The sequence below is a fragment of the Streptomyces sp. NPDC012888 genome, from assembly GCF_042900645.1.
In the GTDB taxonomy this organism is placed as follows: domain Bacteria; phylum Actinomycetota; class Actinomycetes; order Streptomycetales; family Streptomycetaceae; genus Streptomyces.
This window is the reverse complement of the sequence record NZ_JBIBBM010000001.1, coordinates 36619-56803: the sequence shown is the minus strand read 5'-3', so window position 1 is coordinate 56803 and position 20185 is coordinate 36619. Positions and strand designations below refer to the sequence as shown.

Sequence of the window (20185 nt, the reverse complement as noted above, 5' to 3'; positions counted from 1 at the left end):
TCACCCCGGGGGCGGCGCAACCGGATTTCCGCGCCGCACGGGTGTGCGAGGGACCGGGGGGTGGGCGACGGAAGGGCCTGCGGGGGCCGGGGGTATGTTGCGCCCATGGTTCACACGGCGCGCCGCGGCGAGCGGCAGATCAGTCCCGTCTTCCTCGGCATCCTCGCGATCATGGCGGTGACCGGCTGGGCCGTATGGACCGGCTACGCCGCCAGCGCCGGCCTCGCGATCTTCCTGTTCGTGACCTCGGCGTGGATCGTCTCGCTGTGCCTGCACGAGTACGCGCACGCGCGGACCGCCCTGCACAGCGGCGACCTCACCGTCGGCGCCAAGGGCTACCTGACGCTGAACCCGCTGAAGTACACGCATGCCGTGTTCAGCATCGTGCTGCCGGTGCTGTTCGTGATCCTGGGCGGGCTGGGCCTGCCGGGCGGCGCGGTCTACATCGAGCGGGGGCACATCCGCAAGCGCTGGCAGCACAGCCTGATCTCGGCGGCGGGCCCGCTGACCAACGTGGCGTTCGCCGTGGTCTGCACGGCGCCGTTCTGGCTGGACGCCCTGGACGGGGTGCCGCTCGCCTTCCGGTTCGCGCTGGCCTTCCTGGCGCTGCTCCAGGTGTCGGCGGCGATCCTGAACTTCCTGCCGGTGCCGGGGCTGGACGGGTACGGGGTGATCGAGCCCTGGCTGTCGTACAACGTGCGGCGGCAGGTGGAGCCGCTGGCGCCGTTCGGCCTGATCGCGGTGTTCGCGCTGCTGTGGATCCCGGAGGTGAACCGGTTCTTCTTCGACGCCGTGCACGGCCTGCTGACCACGCTGGGGGTCTCGGACCTGGAGTCGTACTGCGGCTGGGACCTCTACCGCTTCTGGCAGGACGTCCCGCCGGTGTGCGAGGCCGCGTAGCGGCTGCGCGCTAGCCGGACACGCCCTGGTCGCCCGGCCCGCCGGCGGGGCGGGCCGCCTTGGCCTTGCGGATGTAGAACCAGGCGAGGTTCGAGGTGACGCCGGCCATCAGCACCCAGACGATGCCGAGGAAGCTGCCCTCCACGAAGGCGACCACCGCCGCGGCCACGGACAGCGCGCAGACGACAAGGGCGAACACGGCAAGGCGGGGCATGGCGGCGGGGCTCCTCGGGGACACGGGGCGGGTGGTGCCCCACCAGTGTCCCCCATGGCGTGCAGTGGTCCCGTAAAGACGGGAGGAGCGCGGGAGGGGCGCCCGCCGCCCGGACCGTCAGACGTCGGTGACGCGCAGGCCCGCGTGGGCCTTGTAGCGGCGGTTGACCGAGATGAGGTTGGCGACGAGGGACTCGACCTGGTGGGCGTTGCGGAGGCGGCCGGAGAACACGCCGCGCATGCCGGGGATGCGGGCGCACAGGGCCTGGACCAGGTCGGTGTCGGCGCGGGTCTCGCCGAGGACCATCACGTCGGTGTCGATCTCCGCGACGTCCTTGTCCTGGAGCAGGACCGCCGACAGGTGGTGGAAGGCGGCGGTGACCCGGGAGTCCGGGAGCAGGGCGGCGGCCTGCTGGGCGGCGGAGCCCTCCTCGGGCTTGAGGGCGTAGGCGCCCTGCTTGTCGAAGCCGAGCGGGTTGACGCAGTCGACGACGAGCTTGCCGGCGAGTTCCGCGCGCAGGGATTCCAGGGTGGCGGCGTGGCCGTCCCAGGGCACGGCGACGATGACGACGTCGCTGCGGCGGGCGCATTCGGCGTTGTCGGTGCCCTCGATGCCCAGGCCCAGCTCGTCGGCGGCGGTGCGGGCGCGTTCGGCGGCCCGGGAGCCGATGATCACCTTCTGTCCGGCCCGGGCGAACCGGTAGGCGAGGCCGCGGCCCTGGTCGCCGGTGCCGCCGAGGACGCCGACGACGAGGCCGGAGACGTCGGGCAGGTCCCAGGGGTCCCTGGCCGGGGGCTTGCTGGTGTTGTCCGTGGAAGTCATGGGGGCGAGGGTACTGCCGGGTAGCCGAAGGCCGAACGGGTGCGGCCGGTGGATCTGCCCACGGCCGGTCCGCGGGTCCGGCAGGATGCGGCGTATGGATGCGGTCAGGGTGGCGCTGCTGCGGGAGGTCCTCGCCGGTACGGAATGGCCGCGGGCGGCCCGGCGGTTCGCGGGGGCGCTGCGCGGTTCGGTGGTTCCCGCCGGGGGCGGGCTGCTGCTGGTCGGCACCGAGGAGTACGAGCCCTGGCACCTGGCGGCGCACCTGGTGGACGAGGCGGCCTGGTCGGGGCTGCCGGCGCTGGCGCCGACGCTGGTGCGGCACCGGGTGGCGCCCGGGGAGCCGCCCCACCTGTCGGTGGGCCTGGGCCGGCTGGAGGCGGCCCGACGGGGGGAGACGCTGCTGGTGGTGGCTCCGGAGCGGCCCGGGGAGGGGCTGCTGGGGCGGGTGCACGACGCGCGCCGGGCGGGGGCGACCGTACTGTCCCTGGACGGCGGGGACGCCGGGCTGGAGGGGCTGGCGCACGACGCGCTGTCCGTGCCGGCGGACGCGGACCTGGACCTGGACACGGTGCAGCACCTGGTCAGCGCGGCTGCCGGGGAGAACGGGCCGTCGCCGCAGCGGGGGTCGCGGCGGTTCCGGGACCGGCTGGCGCGGCTGGCCGACCGGCTGACCGCGCCGCCGCCCAGCCGCTGGTGAGCCGGCCCGGGTGGTTCAGCCGCCGGAGGTGCCGCCGCCGGTGCCGTCCTCGTCCCCCTCGCGGGACTTGTCGTTCCACCTGGGGTCGTTCTGCCACTCCAGGTCGCGCTCCCGGGCGGTCTCCATGGCGTGGGCGGCCTCCGCGGGGGTGGTGTAGGGGCCGAACCGGTCCTTGGCCGGGCATTCGGGCCCTTCCTCCACCTTCCGATGGACCAGGCAGTAGTACCACTCGCCGGGTTTGCCCACCTGCCGCTTCTTGAACAGGGCCATGTACGGTCTCCTCTCTCTGCCGCCATGCTGCCCGATCCCCGCTCGTTACACTCGCTTGCATGTCTGGCCAGTCGCTGCTCGTTCCAGGGGAGCTCTCCCCCACCCGTTCCGTTCCCGGCAACATCCGCCGTCCCGAGTACGTGGGGAAGCCCGCGCCCACTCCTTACAAGGGGCCGGAGGTGCAGTCCGCGGAGACCGTCGAGGCCATGCGCAGGGCCGGCCGGATCGCCGCCCGGGCGATGGAGGAGGCCGCGAAGCTGATCGCCCCCGGCGTCACCACCGACGAGCTGGACCGGGTCGCGCACGAGTACATGTGCGACCACGGCGCCTACCCGTCGACGCTGGGGTACCGGGGCTTCCCGAAGTCGCTGTGCGCGTCGGTGAACGAGGTGATCTGCCACGGGATCCCGGACTCCACGGTGCTGCGTGACGGCGACATCGTGAACCTGGACGTGACGGCGTACATCGGCGGGGTGCACGGCGACAACAACGCCACCTACCTCTGCGGCGAGGTGGACGAGGAGTCGCGGCTGCTGGTGGAGCGGACCCGGGAGGCGCTGAACCGGGCGATCAAGGCGGTCAGGCCGGGCCGGCAGGTCAACATCATCGGCCGGGTCATCGAGTCGTACGCGAAGCGCTTCGGCTACGGCGTGGTCCGCGACTTCACGGGCCACGGGATCAACACGTCCTTCCACTCCGGCCTGATCATCCCGCACTACGACAGCCCGCACGCCACCACGGTGATGGAGCCGGGGATGACCTTCACCATCGAGCCGATGCTGACCCTGGGCACCCACGAGTACGACATGTGGGACGACGGCTGGACCGTGGTGACGAAGGACCGGAAGCGGACGGCCCAGTTCGAGCACACGCTCGTGGTGACCGAGTCGGGGGCGGACATCCTCACCCTGCCGTAGGCCTGAGGGCCGGAACAGGTTTTTACCGACAGGGCGTCGGGAACACATTGACTTAGGTAAACCTAAGCAGCAGGATCGGGGGTGGCGGCGCTGCCGCCACCCCGGTTCGCCTTCCTACGGAGGTCCTGTCTTGGACGCCTTCTCAACGGTCATCCGCGTCGCGTCGCACGAACAGCACACCGAGGCCGAGAGCTCGACCTTCATGAGCGACCTGCTGGGCGGCCGGCTCGGAGTGGACGCCTTCACCCGCTACACCGAGCAGCTGTGGTTCGTGTACCGGGCCCTGGAGGACGGCGCCGAGGCCCTCCGGGACGACCCCGTCGCCGGACCGTTCATCCGGCCCGAGCTGATGCGCGTCGCCGAGATCGAGCGGGACCTGGCGCACCTGCGCGGGCCGGACTGGCGCGCGACCCTCGCGGCCCTGCCGGCCACCGAGGCGTACGCGGCCCGCGTGGCGGAGTGCGCGGCCGAGTGGCCGGGCGGCTACGTGGCCCACCACTACACCCGCTACCTCGGCGACCTCTCCGGCGGCCAGATCATCCGCGACAAGGCGGAGCGGACCTGGGGCTTCGAGCGCAAGGGTGACGGGGTCCGGTTCTACGTCTTCGAGCAGATCTCCAACCCGGCGGCGTTCAAGCGGGCCTACCGCGAGCTGCTCGACGCCATCGCCGCGGACGACCTGGAGAAGCAGCGCATCGTCGACGAGTGCAAGCGCGCCTTCGACTTCAACGGCGCGGTCTTCCGCGAACTGGGCGAGAGCTTCCCCCGGTCCGCGTAGCGGCGCCCGGCTGGGTCAGTCCCGGCCCCGCCGGCCCGGGCCGCCGGGCGGCTGGTCCGCGAAGCGGACTCGGCCGCCGATCTCGATGGTGCCGTCCGGGCCCGGGGCGGTGAGGATCTGCGAGCCCGCGCCCTGGGTGATGTTCAGGGCGCGGTTCAGCTGTGCCGTCAGCAGCATCGCCGCCGAGCCGGTGGCCTCGTCCTCGACGATCGCGCCGTCGGGACGGCGCGGGAAGCCGCGGGCCCGGACCCGGCCCGCGGCCTCGTCCTCCCAGGCCCACGCGTACAGCCAGCCCTCGCCGGGCGGCGGCGCCGGGAGCGCGTCCACCTCGGCCGGGTCGGCGTACTGCTGCGTGCGCTTGGCCGTGACCCATTCGGCGCGGCCGGTGATCCAGGTGAACTCCCCGTCGTCACGGGTCCACACGGGCCCCGCGGGCGGGTTGAGCTCCTCGATGTCGAGCAGCCAGGCCACTCCGACCAGCGGGTGCCCGGCGAAGGACATCTTCGTCCCGGGCGTGCGGATGTCGACGACCCCGCGCTCGGGGTCGTCGACGAACACCGTCTCGCTGTAACCGAGTTCGGCCGCCAGGGCCTGGCGGCCGGCGTCGTCGGGGCAGGTCCGCCCGTCCCGGACGACGCCGAGCGCGTTGCCGTACCGCCCGTCGCCCGCGCAGAAGACCCTGAGTACGTCGAGATCGTTCACGCGGGCATTCAAGCACGGGTCAGTCGCGGGCGGTGCGGCGCGTGCGGGCCGCGTACACGGCCCCGGCCCCGAGGGCGACCGCGGTGCCGGAGGCGGCGAGCAGTGCGCCTGCCGGGAGTTCGGCGCCGGTGGCGGCGAGGTTGCCGCCGACGGTGCCGCCCCCGCCGGTGATGGTGCCCGCGGTGCCGGTACCGGTGCCGGTGGTGGTGCCCGCGGTGCCGGTGCCCGTGCCGCTGCCGGCCGTGCCGCCGTTCGGCAGCGGGGCGTTCCCGGCCACGGAGACCGACAGCGTCAGCGGGTCGACGGGGTCGCCCGCCTTGTAGGGGGAGCCGGTGGTGCCGTTGGCGAAGACGGCGGCGCCATCGGCGGTGAGGGCGGCCGGGACCGCGCCGAGGGCGAGGACGCCCTTGTTCGGCTTGTAGTCGGTCCCGGACAGGTCGAGGGTGGCGAAGCGGACGCCGGTCTTCTGCCCGGACGCGGTCTTCACGTCCAGGACCAGGGTGCCGGTCCGGCCGGCGCCCTCGACCCTGAGGTTGCCGAAGGTCATGTCGATGCCGTGGGCGGCGTACAGGAACCTCAGGCTGCCGTCGAAGGAGGCGGTGAGCCTGCGCCCGCCGGTGTCCAGCTCGCCCCGGCCGAAGGAGAAGTCGAACAGCTCGCCGTTCTTCACCGCGCCGCCGGCCGGGGTGACCGTGCCGCCCGCGCCCTGCACGTAGCGGCGGAAGGACTCCTTCATGCCCCAGGTGGCCCTGCCGGCGAGGACCTTCTGCGGGCCGCCCGTCGCCGGGGGCGTGGTCGCCGTGGAGCTGGGCTTGACGGTCGGGCCGCCGGTGGGCGGGGTCGGCTTGGCGCTGGTGCTGCTGGGCGAGGGGCTCGGCCGCGGCTTCTCGAACTCCAGCGCGGCGGTGAGCGGGTCGCCCGGGGTGCCGGCGTACGAGGCCGAGCCGAGGGCGGTGGCGGCCTGCTCCGTAAGGGTGGTGGCCAGGTTGGTCATGGCCTGCCCTGCGAAGGCGACGCCGGCCAGCGGGACGTCCTGGTCGGTCTTGCCGGACTTGGTGACGTCGGCGGTCAGCTTCTTCGTGCCGGTGTCGAAGCGGAAGTCGGAGAGCTTGACCTCGAAGCCGTGGCCGGTCGGCGGGGCGGGCGAGAAGAAGGTGACGCTGCCCTTGAAGGCGGCCTTGACGACGTGTCCGGCCGCCGGGTCGTACTGGCCGGTCGCGGCGCCGAACCGGAACGTGCCGTCGGCGTTCCGCCGGGCACCGTCCGCCACCGTCATCCGGCCGTGCGCCATGCCGGTGACGTACTTCCGGTAGCTCTCGCGCACGCCCCAGTCGAGGGTGCCTCCGGTGATCTTGACGGGCCCGGTGGGGCGTTCCGCGGCGGTGGCGGGGAGCATCAGGGCGGTGGCGCCGAGGGCGGCGGCGGTGAGGGTGGCCGCCGCGACGGCGATCGGGCGGCGGGAGGACGAGGACATGGGTGGGTTCTCCTGAACGGACGGGGAGTCGGGTTGATCGGAGGGTGAGGGCGCGGGGCGGTCAGTCCCGCGCCTCGGTGGTCGGTGTATCGCCGGCGGGGGCGCTGCCGGGCGGCGTGCCGTCGGCGGGTGCGCCGTCGTGCGGGGCCGGCGTGCCGGTGGCGGCGGAGGCGGCAGAGGTGGAGGCAGCGGAGGTGGAGGCGGCGCGGCGCCGGCGGAGTGCCGGGTAGGCGGCCGCGCCGAGCAGCAGGAGCAGGGCCGCGCCGAGGGCGGCGTACAGCCCGGTGTCCGGCGCGGGTGCTTCCGCGGCGCCGGGGGTGGCGGACCGCTCGGCGGCGGCCGGGGCGGGGGCCGCGGCGGACGGCGGCGCGGGGGCCGCGGCGGACGGCGGGGCGGTGGAGCCGAGGTCGGGGAGGGCCGGCAGCCGGGCCGTGGAGTCCAGGGCGACGGCGAGCGAGACGGGGTCCATCGCGGTGCCGGCCCTGTACAGGGAGCCGAAGGCCCTGGAGCCGCCCTCGGTGAGGGTGGCGGGGGCTTCTCCGAGGACGGCCAGTGGGCCCTCGGTCCTCAGGCCGGGGGCGTCGAACTCGGCCAGGGCGACGGCCGGTTCGGTCCGCCCGCCGGACGTGACGTCCGCGGAGAGCACGCCCTTGCCGTCCGCGATCCGGACGGCCACCCTGCCGAGCTTGAGGTCGAGGTGGGCGCCGGTGAAGTGCACGGTGCCGGCGAACGCGGCGTCGAGCCTGCCCGACCGGGCGTCGTAGACGCCCCTGCCCCGGGGGAACCGGAACAGCGCCCCGCCGTCGAGGGCGCCATCGGCCAGGGTCCACTTGCCCTGCCCGACGGGACCGGTGACGTACTCGCGGAAGGTGCGGCGGACGCCCCAGTCGACGGCGGCGTCGGCGAAGGAGCCCCGCGGGGTGGAGGCGGCCGGGCTGGGCTCGGGTCCCGGCGGGGTGGCGCTCGGGGCGGACCCGGCGGCGGTGTCCCCGACGTCGGCGGAGAGGGAGACGGGGTCGAGGGCGGTGCCGGCCGCGTAGTAGCCGGCGAAGGCCTCGGCTCCCTGCGCGGTGAGGGTCGCGGGGACGCGTTCGAGGACGACCGGGCTGCCACCGCCCGCCATGTTCACGCCGCCGAGGCCGAGGGTGGCGAAGGGCACCTGCGAGCGCCGGGTGACGGCACCGGTGTCCTTGGCCCGGCCGGTGACGTCCACGTGGAGCACGCCCTTGCCGCCGGAGACGCGGACGGCGGGGCGGCTGATGGTGAGGTCGAGTTCGTGCGAGCCGTCCGGTTTCCGGTGGCCCAGGAAGCGCACCCCGCCCGTGAACGCGGCGTCGAACGCGCCGGTGGCGGGGTCGTACGAGCCAGTCGCGGAGTGGAAGCGGAACAGGCCGCCGCCCACCGTGGCGGCCCCGTCCTTCAGCTGGAACTCGCCTTTCCCGATGGGACCGGTGACGTAACTCTGGAAGGACGACTTGACGCCCCAGTCGAGCCGGCCGCCCTGCACGGTACGAGCGGCCGCCACCGCGGCCGCGGCGGGGAGCAGCGCTCCCAGCAGGGCCGCCAGCAGGACGGCTGCGGCGTACGCACGGACGGCTCTCACCGGCATGGGGAATCCCCTCCAGGGTCTGGCAAGCAAGGTTAGGCTAACCTAAGCTACGCCTGGCCGGGTTTGGCAACCCCTCCGGCTGACAGAACCTCAAGTCCGTGTCCAGAAGGGTGTCTTCGTGCCTCACCCCGCCACCCCGACCCGCTTCCCGCGCCTGGCCGCCGCCGTGACGGCCCTGGCCCTCGCCCTGACGGGCTGCGGGGGCGCGGCCGACGGCTCCGGCAGCTCCGGCGGCCCGGCGGCCCGCCCGGCCGCGGCCCCCGACCGGGTCGAGCCGCTCGAACCGGCACCGGTCCCGGCCCTGCCCGCGACCGTCGCCTCGGCGGACGGCGGCACCGTGACGGTCGGCTCGGTGGACCGGATCGTCCCGCTGAGCGGCAGCCTGAGCGAGATCGTCTACTCGCTGGGCCTGGGCGGCCGCGTCGTCGCCCGCGACGTCACCACCACCTTCGAACAGGCCGCCGCCCTGCCCGTGGTGACGCGCGCCCACGACGTCTCCGCGGAGAGCGTGCTGTCGCTGCGCCCCACCCTGGTCCTCGCGGAGACCACCACCGGCCCGGCCGAGGCGGTGCGGCAGATCCGCGACGCGGGCGTCCCGCTGCTCGTCGTGGCGCCGGCCAAGTCGCTGGAGGACGTACCGCGGCGGATCGACACGGTGGCCCGGGCGCTCGGCGTCCCGCAGGCCGGGGAGCAGCTCGGAAAGCGCACCGCGGACCGGATCGCGGCCGCCCGCGCGGGGATACCGTCGTCCGGTTCCGGCTCCGGTTCCGGTTCCGGTTCCGGCGGTGGCGCCGCGGCCAGGCCCCGGGTGGCCTTCCTGTACCTCCGCGGCAGCGCCTCCGTCTACATGCTCGGCGGCGCCGACTCCGGCGCGTCGTCCCTGCTGGAGGCGGCCGGCGCGGTGGACGCGGGCAAGGAGTCGGGCCTGGCCAAGGACTTCACCCCGATCACCAGCGAGGCGCTGGCCGCGGCCGCGCCGGACGCGATCCTCGTGATGGCCAAGGGCCTCGAATCGGTGGGCGGGGTCGACGGCCTGGTGAGGATCCCCGGCGTGGCGCAGACCCCGGCGGGCATGGACCGGCGGGTGGTCGTCGTGGACGACGGCGTACTGCTCAGCTACGGCCCCCGGACCGACCGGGTACTGGCCTCGCTCGTGTCCCAGCTGCACCACCCGCGCGGGGCGTGACCTCCGGTGAACCTCCCGCACGAAGACCCCGCACGGCCCGCATCACCGGCCGCGGCCCGGAAGACCCCCGCCCCGGAGGCCCCGACCGGGGCGACCCGCGAAGCCCAGCGGGAGCCGGCACCCGGAGCCCGGCCCCACAGCGCACCCGGGACCACGCCCGCAGCTCCGCCGGAGGCCGTGCCGGGGACGGCGCCCGGAGCCCCGCCGGAGACCGCGCCGCAGGCCGGGCCAGGGGCCACGCCCGGAGCTGCCGTGCCCCGGCGGCGTGGGCGGGGCGGGCTGCTCGCCGCCGGTCTCGTCATCGCCCTGGTCCTGCTCGCCCTCCTCTCCGCCGGCATCGGTGCCTACCGCATCCCCACCGGCGACGTCCTCGCCTCCGCCGCGCACCGGCTGGGCCTGGGCGGTGCCCCGCTCGACCGGGTCGGGGAGAGCGTGTTGTGGAACGTACGGCTGCCCCGGGTCGTACTGGCGCTGCTCGTCGGGGCCTCTCTCGGCTGCGCCGGCGCCCTCATGCAGGGTGTGTTCGGCAACCCGCTCGCCGAGCCCGGGGTCATCGGGATCTCGGCGGGCGCCGCCGTCGGCGCCGTCGCCGCCATCGCGCTCGGCCTGACCTTCCTCGGCAACTGGACCGTCGCGGCCTGCGCGTTCGCCGCGGGGCTGGGCACCGTCACCGTCGTGTACGCCCTCTCCCGCAGCGGCGGGAAGACGGAGGTCGTCACCCTCATCCTCACCGGTATCGCGGTCAACGCCTTCGCCGGAGCCCTCATCGGCCTGTTCGTCTTCTTCGCCGACAGCGGCCAGGTCAACCAGATCACCTTCTGGCAGCTCGGTTCCCTCGCCCAGGCCACCTGGCCCAAGGTCCTCGCGGTGCTCCCCTGCGCCGCGGCCGGTCTGCTGCTGGCTCCCCTGTACTCCCGTCGGCTGGACCTGCTGGCGCTCGGCGAGCGCCCGGCCCGGCACCTCGGCGTGGAGGTGGAGCGGCTGCGGACCGCGTTGGTCCTGCTGGTCGCGCTGCTCACCGCCGCCGCCGTGGCCGTCGCCGGCGTCATCACCTTCGTCGGGCTGCTCGTCCCGCACCTGCTGCGGATGGCCAACGGCCCCGGGCACCGCTTCCTCGTGCCGGGCAGCGCGCTGGCCGGAGCGGTCGTCCTGGTCGCCGGCGACCTGGCCGCCCGCACCGCCGCCCAGCCGGCCGAGCTGCCGCTGGGGGTCCTGACGGCTCTCCTCGGCAGCCCGTTCTTCTTCTGGCTGCTGCGCCGGACCCGCCGTCGGCAGGGAGGGTGGGCATGAACCCGCTGCGACTGCGGCGTCGCCGGCGGAGCGTGCCGGCCCGGCCCGGCGCCGGCGAGGTGGTCGCCGAGGCCACCGGGCTGCGGATCCGGCTGGGCGCCGGGGAGGTGCTGTCCGGCATCGACCTGACCGTGCGCGCCGGAGAGGTGCTCGCCCTGGTCGGCCCCAACGGGGCCGGCAAGTCCACCCTGCTGGCCGCGCTCGCCGCCGACCTGCCCGCGTGCGGCGGGGAGCTCCGCATCTGCGGGCGGCCCGCCGGGGAGTGGTCCGCGCCCGAACTCGCGCTGCGCCGCGCCGTGCTGCCGCAGGCGGCCGCGCTGTCCTTCCCGTTCCCGGTGGCGGAGGTGGTACGGATGGGGCGGGCGCCCTGGGCCGGCACGCCGTACGGGGACGAGGCCGAGGACGACCGGGCCGTGGCCGGGGCGATGGCGGCGACCGAGGTGTCCGGGTTCGCCGGGCGGCCGTTCTCCGCGTTGTCCGGCGGGGAGCGGGCCCGGGTCGCGCTGGCCCGGGTGCTGGCGCAGCGGGCGCCGCTGCTGCTGTTGGACGAGCCGACCGCCGCGCTGGATCTGCGGCACCAGGAGCTGGTTCTGCGGATCTGCCGGGAGCGGGCGGGGGCGGGGGACGCGGTGGTCGTGGTCCTGCACGACCTGGGGCTCGCGGCGGCTTACGCGGACCGGGTGGCCGTGCTGCACGGGGGCCGGATCGCCGCGGCCGGGGCGCCGGCGGAGGTGTTCGAGGCGGGGCTGCTGAGCCGGGTCTACCGCCAGCCGGTGGAGGTGCTCCCTCACCCGCGTACGGGCACGCCGCTCGTACTCCCGACCCGCGTGACGGCGGTTCCGCCCGGGCCGGCGGACGGCTGAGGCGCGGGACCCGCGTGCCCGGGCGGAGCCCTGGCCGCCGCGCAGCCAAGGCTCCGCCCCAGCCGCTCAAACGCCGCTCGGGCTCGAAGCGCCGCCCGAACGGTCACCGCGCGACCCCGCACAACCCGGCCCCGCACGGCCAAACCCAGCCCCGCCGGCGATCGAGGCGCGGGGCACGGGGCAGCACCCCGCGTGGCCGAGCGGAGCCCCCCGCCGCGCAGCCAAGGCTCCGCCGGAGCCCGCTCAAACGCCGCTCGGGCTGGAAACACCGCCCACGCGGCACGGGGCGGAGCCCCGAGTGCCCGGGCGGAGTTCTGGCCGCGCAGCCAGGCTCCGCCCGGACGCCCCGGCGGGTCAGGGGATGCGCGTGCCCTCGCCGCCGACCCGTACCCGCGGGTCCCCCGCCCGCAGTTCGACGGTCAGCACGCCCGGCCGCCGCATGTCCTCGCCCTGGTGGAGGGTGAGCCGGGCCTCGGCCGGCACCAGCCCCAGCTCGCGGGCGTACGCCCCGAACGCGGCTGCCGCCGCGCCGGTGGCCGGGTCCTCGACGACCCCGCCGACCGGGAACGGGTCGCGTACGTGGAACACGTCCGGCCCGGCCCGGTGGACCAGCTGGACCGTGGTCAGGTCCAGCCGCCGCATCAGCGCCTCCAGGCGCGCGAAGTCGTACGCGAGGTCGGCGAGCCGGGCCCGGGTGCCGGCGCCCAGGACCAGGTGGCGGGCGCCTGCGTACGCGATCCGGGGCGGGAGCGCCGGGTCGAGGTCCGCCGCGGGCCAGTCCAGCGCGGCGAGCGCCTCGGAGAGGTCGGCGTCCGGGACGTCCTCGACGTGCGGTTCGACGCTGGTGAGCGTGGCCCGCAGGACGCCGCCCTCCCCCTCGGCGACCGTGACCGGCACCGTCCCCGCCTGCGTGGCGAACAGCAGCTCGCCCGGCCCCAGCCGCTCGCCGAGCGCGACGGCGGTGGCCACGGTCGCGTGCCCGCAGAAGGGCACCTCCGCCTTCGGGCTGAAGTAGCGGATGGTGAAGGCCCGGCCGGGCTCCCCGCCGAGCCCGTCCGGCGGCGCGGTCAGGAAGGCGGTCTCGCTGTAGGCGAGTTCGGCGGCGATGGCGAGCATCCCGGCCTCGTCGAGCTCGGCGGCGTCGAGGACGACCCCGGCGGGGTTGCCGCCCTCCGGGTCTGCGGAGAACGCGGTGTAGCGAAGCACTTCGGTCATGCCCACCCCAACCCGGGCCCTCCGCAGGGCATTCCCGGCCGGGGCGTCGGTCGGCCGCGTCGGGGCGTCCGGGGTCGGCGGGCAGGGGTTCGGTGGGGGTGGGTGGGGTCAGCCGCGGCCGATGTAGGGCATGGTCGTGGCCATGACCGTCGCGAACTGGACGTTCGCCTCCAGCGGGAGCTCCGCCATGTGCAGGACCGTGCGGGCCACGTCCGCCGCGTCCATCACCGGTTCGACCGCCAGCTGCCCGTTGGCCTGGAGGATCCCGGTCTGCATCCGCTCCGTCATCTCCGTCGCCGCGTTGCCGATGTCGATCTGGCCGCAGGCGATCCGGTACCGGCGGCCGTCCAGCGACAGGGACTTCGTCAGGCCGGTCATCGCGTGCTTGGTCGCCGTGTAGGCGACCGAGTTCGGCCGCGGGACGTGCGCCGAGATGGAGCCGTTGTTGATGATCCGCCCGCCCTGCGGGTCCTGCTCCTTCATCATCCGGAACGCCGCCTGCGCGCACAGGAACGAACCGGTCAGGTTGACGTCGACGACCTGCTTCCACGCCTCGTAGCCGATGTCCTCCAGCGGCACCCCGGCCGGCCCGAACGTGCCCGCGTTGTTGAACAGCAGGTCCAGCCGCCCGTACCGGTCGCGGACCGCCGCGAAGAGGGCCGTCACGTCGTCCGGGTCGCTGACGTCCGCCCGTACGGGCAGCACCCGCGCCGGATCCGGCGCGGCCGCGGCCACCGCCTCCAGCGGCTCCGCCCGGCGCCCCGCGACGGCCAGGGACCAGCCGGCCCCGGCCAGGGTCAGGGCGACGGCACGGCCGATGCCCGAGCCCGCGCCCGTGACGACAGCGATCTTGTTCCCGGTTGCGTTCATGAGGCCGGAGGGTACGGCACCGCGGGCTCCGGGCCCGGGACGTTCCGATAGCTGAGAACATGGGTCGGCCGGGTGTGAAGAGACGACCATAGGACTGGAGTGCCCATGTCAGAGAGAGGTCCCGCGAAGGCCCCCTCCACCACCGTCCCCACACCCGCCCCCACCGACACTGCCGGCGCCGGCGCGGCCGCGCGCCGGACCAGCCTGCTGGTGGTCTTCGTCCTCGGCGGGCTCACCGCCCTCCCCCCGCTGTCCATGGACATGTACCTGCCGGCGCTGCCGCAGGTCACCACCGCCCTGGGCAGCACCGCCGCCACAGTCCAGCTGACCCTCACCGCCTGCCTGGCCGGCATGGCCCTCGGGCAGCTGGTCATCGGCCCGATGAGCGACAAGTGGGGCCGCAAGCGCCCGCTGGCCGCCGGCATGGTGGTCTACGTCCTGGCCACCGCCATCTGCGCGCTGGCCCCGACCGCCGAACTGCTCATCGGCTTCCGGCTGCTCCAGGGCCTGGCCGGCTCCGCGGCCATCGTGATCGCCCGGGCGGTGGTCCGGGACCTCTACGACGGGGTCGAGATGGCCCGGTTCTTCTCCACCCTGATGCTCATATCCGGCACCGCCCCGATCATCGCCCCGCTGATCGGCGGCCAGGTCCTGCGGTTCTCCGACTGGCGCGGGGTGTTCGTGGTGCTGACCGCCGTCGGTGCCGTGCTCACCGTGGTGATGTGGTTCGGCCTCGGCGAGACGCTGCCGCCCGAGCGGCGGCACACCGGCGGCGTCGGCGCGGCCCTGCGCACCATGCGCGGGCTGGCCGCGGACCGCGTCTTCGCCGGCTACATGCTGGCGGGCGGCTTCGGCTTCGCCACCCTCTTCGCGTACATATCCGCCTCCCCCTTCGTCATCCAGGAGATCTACGGCGCCTCCCCGCAGACCTTCTCGCTGCTCTTCGGCGTGAACTCGGTGGGCCTGATCGCCGTCGGCCAGGTCAACGGCAAGCTGCTGGTCGGCCGGGTCAGCCTGGACAAGGTGCTGGCGGCCGGCATAGCCGTGATCACCGCCGCCTCGGCGGCGCTGCTCCTGATGTCCTCGGGTGTGTTCGGCGAGGTGGGGCTGCTGCCGGTCGCGGCCGGGCTGTTCGTGCTGATGTCCGCGATGGGCCTGGTGCTGCCCAACACCAACGCCCTGGCCCTGATGCGCACCCCGCACGCGGCGGGCACCGCTTCCGCCCTGCTCGGCACCTCTTCGTTCCTCGTGGGGGCCGTGGCCTCGCCGCTGGTGGGCATCGCCGGGGAGGACACCGCGGTGCCGATGGCCGTGGTGCAGCTGGCCTGCTCCCTGCTGGCCGCGGCCTGCTTCCTCGGCCTGTGCCGGCCCTGGCGGCCGGCGGCGGCCGCCTCGGCCGCCACCCCGCCTCCCGGCTCCGCCACCCCGCCGGCCTCCGCCACCCCGCCGGACTCCGGCCCGGCGCAGGCCTCCGGCCCGGCGTCGGCATCGGGTCCGGCCTCCGCCTCCGCCCCGGGGCCCGACGCGCCGTAAACTTCGCAGGTGAACCCCGAACCCACCACCGCCGAAACCCTGCGCGCGACCCTCGCCGGTCTGCTCGACGGCCTGCCGCCGAAGCAGGCGGCGGCCGCCGTCGACCGGCTGATCGCCAACTACCGGGGCCGGACCCCCACCGACGCCCCGGTCCTGCGCGACCGGTCCGACGTGGCGGCCTACGCGGCGTACCGGATGCCTGCGACCTTCGAGGCGGTACGGGCGGCCCTGGCCGGTCTGGTGGAGGCCGCTCCCGGCTGGGCACCGGCCTCGCACGTGGACGTGGGCGGCGGCACCGGCGCGGCGACCTGGGCGGTGGACGCCACCTGGGCGGGCCCGCGGGAGACCCTCGTACTGGACTGGGCGGAGCCGGCCCTGGCCCTGGGACGGGAGCTCGCCGCGGACTCCGGCTCCGGCGTGCTGCGCGGCGCCGAGTGGCGCAAGGCGGCCATCGGCACGGGGCTGGAGCTGCCCGCGGCGGACCTCGTGACCGTCTCCTACGTACTGGGCGAGCTGACCGCCGAGGCCCGCCGTGCGGTGGTGGCCGGGGCGGCCCGCGCCGGGCAGGCGGTGGTGGTCGTCGAGCCGGGCACCCCCGAGGGCTACCTCCGCATCCGGGAGGCGCGGGACGCCCTGATCGCCGCCGGGTTCACGGTGGCGGCGCCCTGCCCGCACGACGGGACCTGCCCGATCGTGGTGGGCGAGGACTGGTGCCACTTCTCAGCCCGGGTGAGCCGGTCCTCCCTGCACCGGCAGGTGAAGGGAGGCTCGCTCGCGTACGAGGACGAGAAGTTCGGCTACGTGGCGGCGGTCCGCTTCCCGGTGGCCCCGGCCGCCGCCCGGATCACCCGCAGGCCGCAGATCCGCAAGGGCCTGGTGCTGCTCGACCTGTGCGGGCCTGAGGCGGAAGGGCTGACCCGGGCCACCGTGAGCAAACGGCACGGCGACACGTACAAGGCGGCCAGGGACGCGGAGTGGGGCGACGCCTGGCCGCCACCGGCCGGCGACTAGCCGGACGGCGGCGGCCGGACGCGGCGCGCCGGCACGGGCGACCCGTACCGGGCGCGCGGGCGGCCCGGGCCTCAGGCCCGCAGCTCCAGCGTGCAGCACTTCACGCTGCCGCCACCCTTGAGCAGCTCGCCGAGGTCCATGCCGATCGGCTCGAACCCGCGCTCCCGCAGGGGCCCGAACAGGCCGGTGGCGCCCTGCGGCAGCACGACGTGCCGGCCGTCCGAGACGGCGTTCATGCCCAGCACCGACGCGTCCTGGGCGGTGGCGATCAGCGCGTCCGGGAAGAGCCGGCGCAGCACGGCCCGGCTGCCCGGCGAGAACGCCTCCGGGTAGTACATGACCTCGTGGGCGTCGAGCACGCAGAGCGCGGTGTCGAGGTGGTAGTACCGCGGGTCGACCAGGTCCAGGCCGATCACCGGGCGGCCGAAGAACTCCTGCGCCTCGTCGTGCGAGAGCGGGCTGGACCGGAAGCCGCGACCGGCCAGGATCCAGTCGGCGGTGACCGCGAAGTCCCCCTCGCCCTCGTTGATGTGGGAGGGCTCGTGGACGTCGGTGAAGCCGTTCGCCCGGAACCACTCCAGGTGGGCCTCGGCCTCGGCGGCCCGCTCGGGGTAGGCGAACCGGGCGCCGAGCACCCGCCCGTCGATCACGGTGGCGCCGTTGGCCGCGTACACCATGTCGGGCAGGCCGGGGCGCGGGTCGAGGGTCTCGACGGTGTGCCCGAGCGAGCGGTAGCGGTCCCGCAGGTCCTCCCACTGGGCCAGGGCGAGCGGCAGGTCCACCGGTTTCGCGGGGTCCATCCAGGGGTTGATGGAGTAGGTGACCTTGAAGTGCTCGGGTGGGCACATCAGGTAGCGCCGGGGTGTGGCGTCTCTGCGCAAAGAAGGCTCCTCACGAAGCGGATGTGGGTGAAGAGTGGTGGAGAGAATCGTCTCTCCTCAACCGGTACGGCGCAGTGAACTGTTCGGGTGGTTTACCGGACGAACAGTCGATGCGACCGGTACGGCATGAAGACGAGACGTCTCGGATTGATACCCTGCCGCCATGGGTAAGACGCCTGACGCATCGCGACGCAGCGACCGCTCGCGCCGCGCGATCCTGGACGCCGCCCTCGCCCTCGTCGGCGAGGTCGGCTACAACAAGCTGACCATCGAGGCCATCGCGGCCCGCGCCGGGGTCGGCAAGCAGACCATCTACCGCTGGTGGCCGTCGAAGGCGGCGGTGCTGCTGGACGCCTCGCTCGCGCTCGCCGGCGACGCGGCGGAGGAGGGGCAGTGGACGGGCTTCCCGGACACCGGCGACCTGGCCGCCGACCTCAAGCAGGTACTGCGGGCGACGGTGGACGAGTTCAACGACGAGAAGTACGAGGCGCCCGCCCGGGCCCTCACCGCGGCCGGGGCCACCGACCCGGAGCTCGGCGCCCGCTTCACCGAGCAGCTGCTGGAGCCCCAGCTCGCCCTCTACGAGGAGCGGTTGCGGGCGGCCCGGGAGGCCGGCCGGCTCGCGGAGGACACCGACCTGCGGCTCGCGGTGGAGATGCTGCTGGGCCCGCTGACGTACCGCTGGCTCCAGCGGACCGGGCCGCTGACCCACGACTTCGCGGACGCGCTCGTGGAGCGGTGGCTGACGGGGGTCGCTCCGCGCTGAAGGCGCGGGTGAGAGGCCGCGGGTGAAGGGACGGTGAAGGTGCGGTGAGCAAAGTCACCGCGGCTTCACCGGGGCGCAATCGGCCGCCACCGCTGGCCGAGAAGCGCCTCTATGTCGCGATTTCGCCGCTATTGCCGCCCCGGTGGGCCGGACCCCCCGGTTGGGAAGTCCGGTCACCCCGGGCGCAGGATGGTGGGACCATGTGAGGGTCTGCCGGGGCGACGAACGGTGAGGGGATAGATGGGGTCCGAGTCTGGCCGCTTCAAACGCGGTGAGCGCAGCAGGATTTCGCAGTGGCTGAGCCGGCGGCAGAAACCCACCGCCGAAGACCCCGGACGTGAGCGCGAGGCGCTCCTGCTCTCCGTGGCCGCCGCGGGCCTGCCGATCGCGCCCGCCGCGCACCCGGTCGGCTACCGGTGCTCGTGCGAACGCATCGGGTGTCCCACCCCGGCCCGCCACCCGCTCTCCTTCGCCTGGCAGACCCAGTCGACCACCGACCGCGCGCAGATCGAGCGTTGGGCGCGGAACCAGCCGCAGGCCAACTTCGTCACCGCGACCGGCATGGTCCACGACGTGCTGGACGTCCCGCTGGACGCCGGACGCGAGGCCCTCGACCGGCTCCTCGCGGCGGGCATCGCGGTCGGCCCGGTCGCCGAGTCCGGCTCGGGCGACACCGGCGGGCAGGCGCGGATGCTCTTCTTCACCGCGACGCGGGGCACGCCGGAGGACGAGGACGAGTGGTGGCCGTGCGAGCTGGACTGCCACCCCGAGACCATGGACGAACACCCCGGACTGCGCTGGCACTGCCGCGGAAGCTACGTGCTGCTTCCGCCGGCCGCGCTCCCCGGTGACCTGGCGGTCACCTGGGTCCGCGGCATGGAGCACGCGCTGCCGGATCCGCTGACGCTGCTGGAAACCCTGACGGACGCCTGCGCCCAGCACACCCAGCCCGACCACGCCATCGCCTGGCCCCTGAGCCGCTGACCCCGCGGGGCGCCGCTCCACCCGGCGGCCCGACCCCGCGCCTCGAACGCCGGCGGGGCTGGACTGCCGCCCCGCGCCCAGACCCCGGCCGGGCATCCCAAGCCCGAGCCGCACCTGAGCGGGCCCAGCCGGAGCTCCGGCCAAGCACGCGGGGCGCCGCCCCACACCCCGCGCCTCAAACGCCGGCGAGGCTGAAATGGCCCGCCAGCACATGCCCGCCGGGCGGAATGCCGCGCAGCGGCATTCCAAGCCCGAGCTGGGGGCACCTCCCAGCGGTAGCTGGGGACTATTGAGCGGGCCCAGCCGGAGCTCCGCCCGAGCACGCGGGGCTCAGGCCCGGGGCTCCGGCCGGGTGTGCGGGGCGCCGGGGCGGGCCGGGCCGGGGGCGGTCAGTGGATCGCGGTGACGACCACGTCCAGGGACCACGGCTTCGCGGGCTTCGCCGGCGGCTCCGCCTCCACCACGTACCCCAGGTCCCGCAGCGCGGACACCAGCTCGAGCGGGGTCGAGGGCACCGCCCCCGCCCGCAGCAGGTCCCGCACCAGCCGCCCCTTCGTCGCCTTGTTGAAGTGGCTCACCACCGACCGCTTCTCCACCCCGTCCACCACCTGCGCGTGCAGCACCCGCACCGTGGCCGTCCGCCCCGCCGGCTCCCCCTTCGGCTTCCACGCCGCCGCGTACGCCGAGGACCGCAGGTCCAGGACCAGCCCGTCCCCCGCCGCCTCCGGCAGCACCTCGGCCATCGGCGCCCGCCAGTACGCGCCCAACGCGCCCAGCCCCGGCAGCTTCACGCCCATCGAGCAGCGGTACGACGGGATGCGGTCGCCGATGCGGACCGCGCCCCACAGGCCGGAGAACACGAGCAGCGAGCGTTCCGCCAGCGCCCGGGCCGGGGCGTCCAGCCCGGCCAGGTCCAGGGCGTCGTACAGCACCCCGGTGTAGATCTCCGCGGCGGGCAGCGCGGCCGCCGTCCGCAGGCCGGCGTTCTTCGCGACCTCGGCCCGCAGCCCCTCGCCGATCCCCAGGACCTCGCGCGCCTTGAGCTCGTCGCCCGCGCACAGTTCGACCAATTCGTCCAGGACCGCGGCCCGCGCCCCGGCCAGCCCCGGCAGCGACAGCGACCCGGCGTCCAGGGGTGCGCCGGAGCCGCCGGCGGCCTTTCCTTCGGACGGCGGCAGCAGCACGAGCACGGTGGTTCTCCTT

General features: G+C 74.9%; 21 protein-coding genes. 11 read left to right on the top strand and 10 right to left on the bottom strand.

What is annotated here, in order from left to right:
* Positions 1 to 105 precede the first annotated feature (105 nt).
* Positions 106 to 900: a site-2 protease family protein gene (locus ACFY61_RS00280; protein ID WP_389464836.1), complete on the top strand. Its 795-nt coding sequence runs from the start codon at positions 106 to 108 to the stop codon at positions 898 to 900.
* 10 nt (positions 901 to 910) lie between these two features.
* Here ACFY61_RS00280 and ACFY61_RS00275 read toward each other — a convergent pair whose 3' ends face one another.
* Positions 911 to 1114 (bottom strand): hypothetical protein, encoded by a 204-nt coding sequence (locus ACFY61_RS00275; protein ID WP_389464833.1) that lies wholly within the window; start codon positions 1112 to 1114, stop codon positions 911 to 913.
* Positions 1115 to 1231: 117 nt separating this feature from the next.
* Positions 1232 to 1936, bottom strand: coding sequence for an NADPH-dependent F420 reductase (gene npdG, locus ACFY61_RS00270; protein WP_389464830.1), 705 nt, complete (start codon positions 1934 to 1936; stop codon positions 1232 to 1234).
* Between the two features lie 94 nt (positions 1937 to 2030).
* Between npdG and ACFY61_RS00265 the strand changes: the two genes are divergently transcribed.
* Complete coding sequence (locus ACFY61_RS00265) at positions 2031 to 2633, top strand: hypothetical protein (RefSeq protein ID WP_389464827.1); 603 nt, start codon at positions 2031 to 2033, stop codon at positions 2631 to 2633.
* Between the two features lie 15 nt (positions 2634 to 2648).
* On the opposite strand, the gene ACFY61_RS00260 is transcribed toward ACFY61_RS00265, so the two are convergent.
* Complete coding sequence (locus ACFY61_RS00260; RefSeq protein ID WP_389464824.1) at positions 2649 to 2903, bottom strand: hypothetical protein; 255 nt, start codon at positions 2901 to 2903, stop codon at positions 2649 to 2651.
* 59 nt (positions 2904 to 2962) lie between these two features.
* Here ACFY61_RS00260 and map point away from each other — a divergent pair, with 59 nt between their 5' ends.
* The gene (map, locus tag ACFY61_RS00255) at positions 2963 to 3820 is read left to right on the top strand and encodes a type I methionyl aminopeptidase (protein WP_389464821.1); all 858 of its coding nucleotides are present in this window, start codon (positions 2963 to 2965) and stop codon (positions 3818 to 3820) included.
* A 130-nt stretch (positions 3821 to 3950) separates the two neighbouring features.
* Positions 3951 to 4598, top strand: a complete 648-nt coding sequence (locus ACFY61_RS00250; protein ID WP_389464818.1) for a heme oxygenase (biliverdin-producing) — start codon at positions 3951 to 3953, stop codon at positions 4596 to 4598.
* Positions 4599 to 4613: 15 nt separating this feature from the next.
* On the opposite strand, the gene ACFY61_RS00245 is transcribed toward ACFY61_RS00250, so the two are convergent.
* The 3 genes from ACFY61_RS00245 to ACFY61_RS00235 form a co-directional block, all read right to left on the bottom strand.
* Complete coding sequence (locus ACFY61_RS00245) at positions 4614 to 5300, bottom strand: PhzF family phenazine biosynthesis protein (protein ID WP_389464815.1); 687 nt, start codon at positions 5298 to 5300, stop codon at positions 4614 to 4616.
* A 19-nt stretch (positions 5301 to 5319) separates the two neighbouring features.
* Positions 5320 to 6774: an HtaA domain-containing protein gene (locus ACFY61_RS00240; RefSeq protein ID WP_389464813.1), complete on the bottom strand. Its 1455-nt coding sequence runs from the start codon at positions 6772 to 6774 to the stop codon at positions 5320 to 5322.
* A 61-nt stretch (positions 6775 to 6835) separates the two neighbouring features.
* Positions 6836 to 8383 carry an HtaA domain-containing protein gene (locus ACFY61_RS00235; protein WP_389464810.1) on the bottom strand — a complete coding sequence of 516 codons (1548 nt, stop codon included), beginning with the start codon at positions 8381 to 8383 and terminating at the stop codon, positions 6836 to 6838.
* A 118-nt stretch (positions 8384 to 8501) separates the two neighbouring features.
* Here ACFY61_RS00235 and ACFY61_RS00230 point away from each other — a divergent pair, with 118 nt between their 5' ends.
* From ACFY61_RS00230 to ACFY61_RS00220, 3 genes are all read left to right on the top strand, one after another.
* A complete protein-coding gene (locus ACFY61_RS00230; RefSeq protein WP_389464807.1) occupies positions 8502 to 9569 on the top strand; it encodes a hemin ABC transporter substrate-binding protein in 1068 nt (355 codons plus the stop codon).
* Positions 9570 to 9746: 177 nt separating this feature from the next.
* A complete protein-coding gene (locus ACFY61_RS00225) occupies positions 9747 to 10859 on the top strand; it encodes a FecCD family ABC transporter permease (RefSeq protein WP_389464805.1) in 1113 nt (370 codons plus the stop codon).
* Entirely contained in the window at positions 10856 to 11722 is an 867-nt protein-coding gene (locus ACFY61_RS00220; protein ID WP_389464802.1) for a heme ABC transporter ATP-binding protein, read from the top strand. The genes ACFY61_RS00225 and ACFY61_RS00220 overlap by 4 nt, the downstream gene beginning before the upstream one ends.
* 354 nt (positions 11723 to 12076) lie before the next feature.
* On the opposite strand, the gene ACFY61_RS00215 is transcribed toward ACFY61_RS00220, so the two are convergent.
* Complete coding sequence (locus ACFY61_RS00215) at positions 12077 to 12937, bottom strand: PhzF family phenazine biosynthesis protein (RefSeq protein ID WP_389464799.1); 861 nt, start codon at positions 12935 to 12937, stop codon at positions 12077 to 12079.
* 108 nt (positions 12938 to 13045) lie between these two features.
* Positions 13046 to 13807 (bottom strand): SDR family oxidoreductase, encoded by a 762-nt coding sequence (locus ACFY61_RS00210; protein WP_389464796.1) that lies wholly within the window; start codon positions 13805 to 13807, stop codon positions 13046 to 13048.
* Positions 13808 to 13912: 105 nt separating this feature from the next.
* On the opposite strand from ACFY61_RS00210, the gene ACFY61_RS00205 reads away from it, so the two are divergent.
* Together ACFY61_RS00205 and ACFY61_RS00200 are read left to right on the top strand one after the other, a co-directional pair.
* The gene (locus ACFY61_RS00205; protein ID WP_389464794.1) at positions 13913 to 15340 is read left to right on the top strand and encodes a Bcr/CflA family multidrug efflux MFS transporter; all 1428 of its coding nucleotides are present in this window, start codon (positions 13913 to 13915) and stop codon (positions 15338 to 15340) included.
* Positions 15341 to 15349: 9 nt separating this feature from the next.
* Positions 15350 to 16351: a small ribosomal subunit Rsm22 family protein gene (locus tag ACFY61_RS00200; RefSeq protein ID WP_389464791.1), complete on the top strand. Its 1002-nt coding sequence runs from the start codon at positions 15350 to 15352 to the stop codon at positions 16349 to 16351.
* Between the two features lie 71 nt (positions 16352 to 16422).
* Here ACFY61_RS00200 and ddaH read toward each other — a convergent pair whose 3' ends face one another.
* Entirely contained in the window at positions 16423 to 17232 is an 810-nt protein-coding gene (gene ddaH / locus ACFY61_RS00195; protein WP_389464790.1) for a dimethylargininase, read from the bottom strand.
* Between the two features lie 163 nt (positions 17233 to 17395).
* Between ddaH and ACFY61_RS00190 the strand changes: the two genes are divergently transcribed.
* A complete protein-coding gene (locus ACFY61_RS00190) occupies positions 17396 to 17998 on the top strand; it encodes a TetR/AcrR family transcriptional regulator (protein ID WP_389464787.1) in 603 nt (200 codons plus the stop codon).
* Positions 17999 to 18238: 240 nt separating this feature from the next.
* Positions 18239 to 18982, top strand: a complete 744-nt coding sequence (locus tag ACFY61_RS00185; protein WP_389464784.1) for a bifunctional DNA primase/polymerase — start codon at positions 18239 to 18241, stop codon at positions 18980 to 18982.
* A gap of 389 nt (positions 18983 to 19371) precedes the next feature.
* Here ACFY61_RS00185 and yaaA read toward each other — a convergent pair whose 3' ends face one another.
* On the bottom strand, positions 19372 to 20172 hold the full coding sequence (gene yaaA / locus ACFY61_RS00180) for a peroxide stress protein YaaA (RefSeq protein WP_389464781.1): 801 nt from the start codon (positions 20170 to 20172) through the stop codon (positions 19372 to 19374).
* Positions 20173 to 20185: the final 13 nt, after the last annotated feature.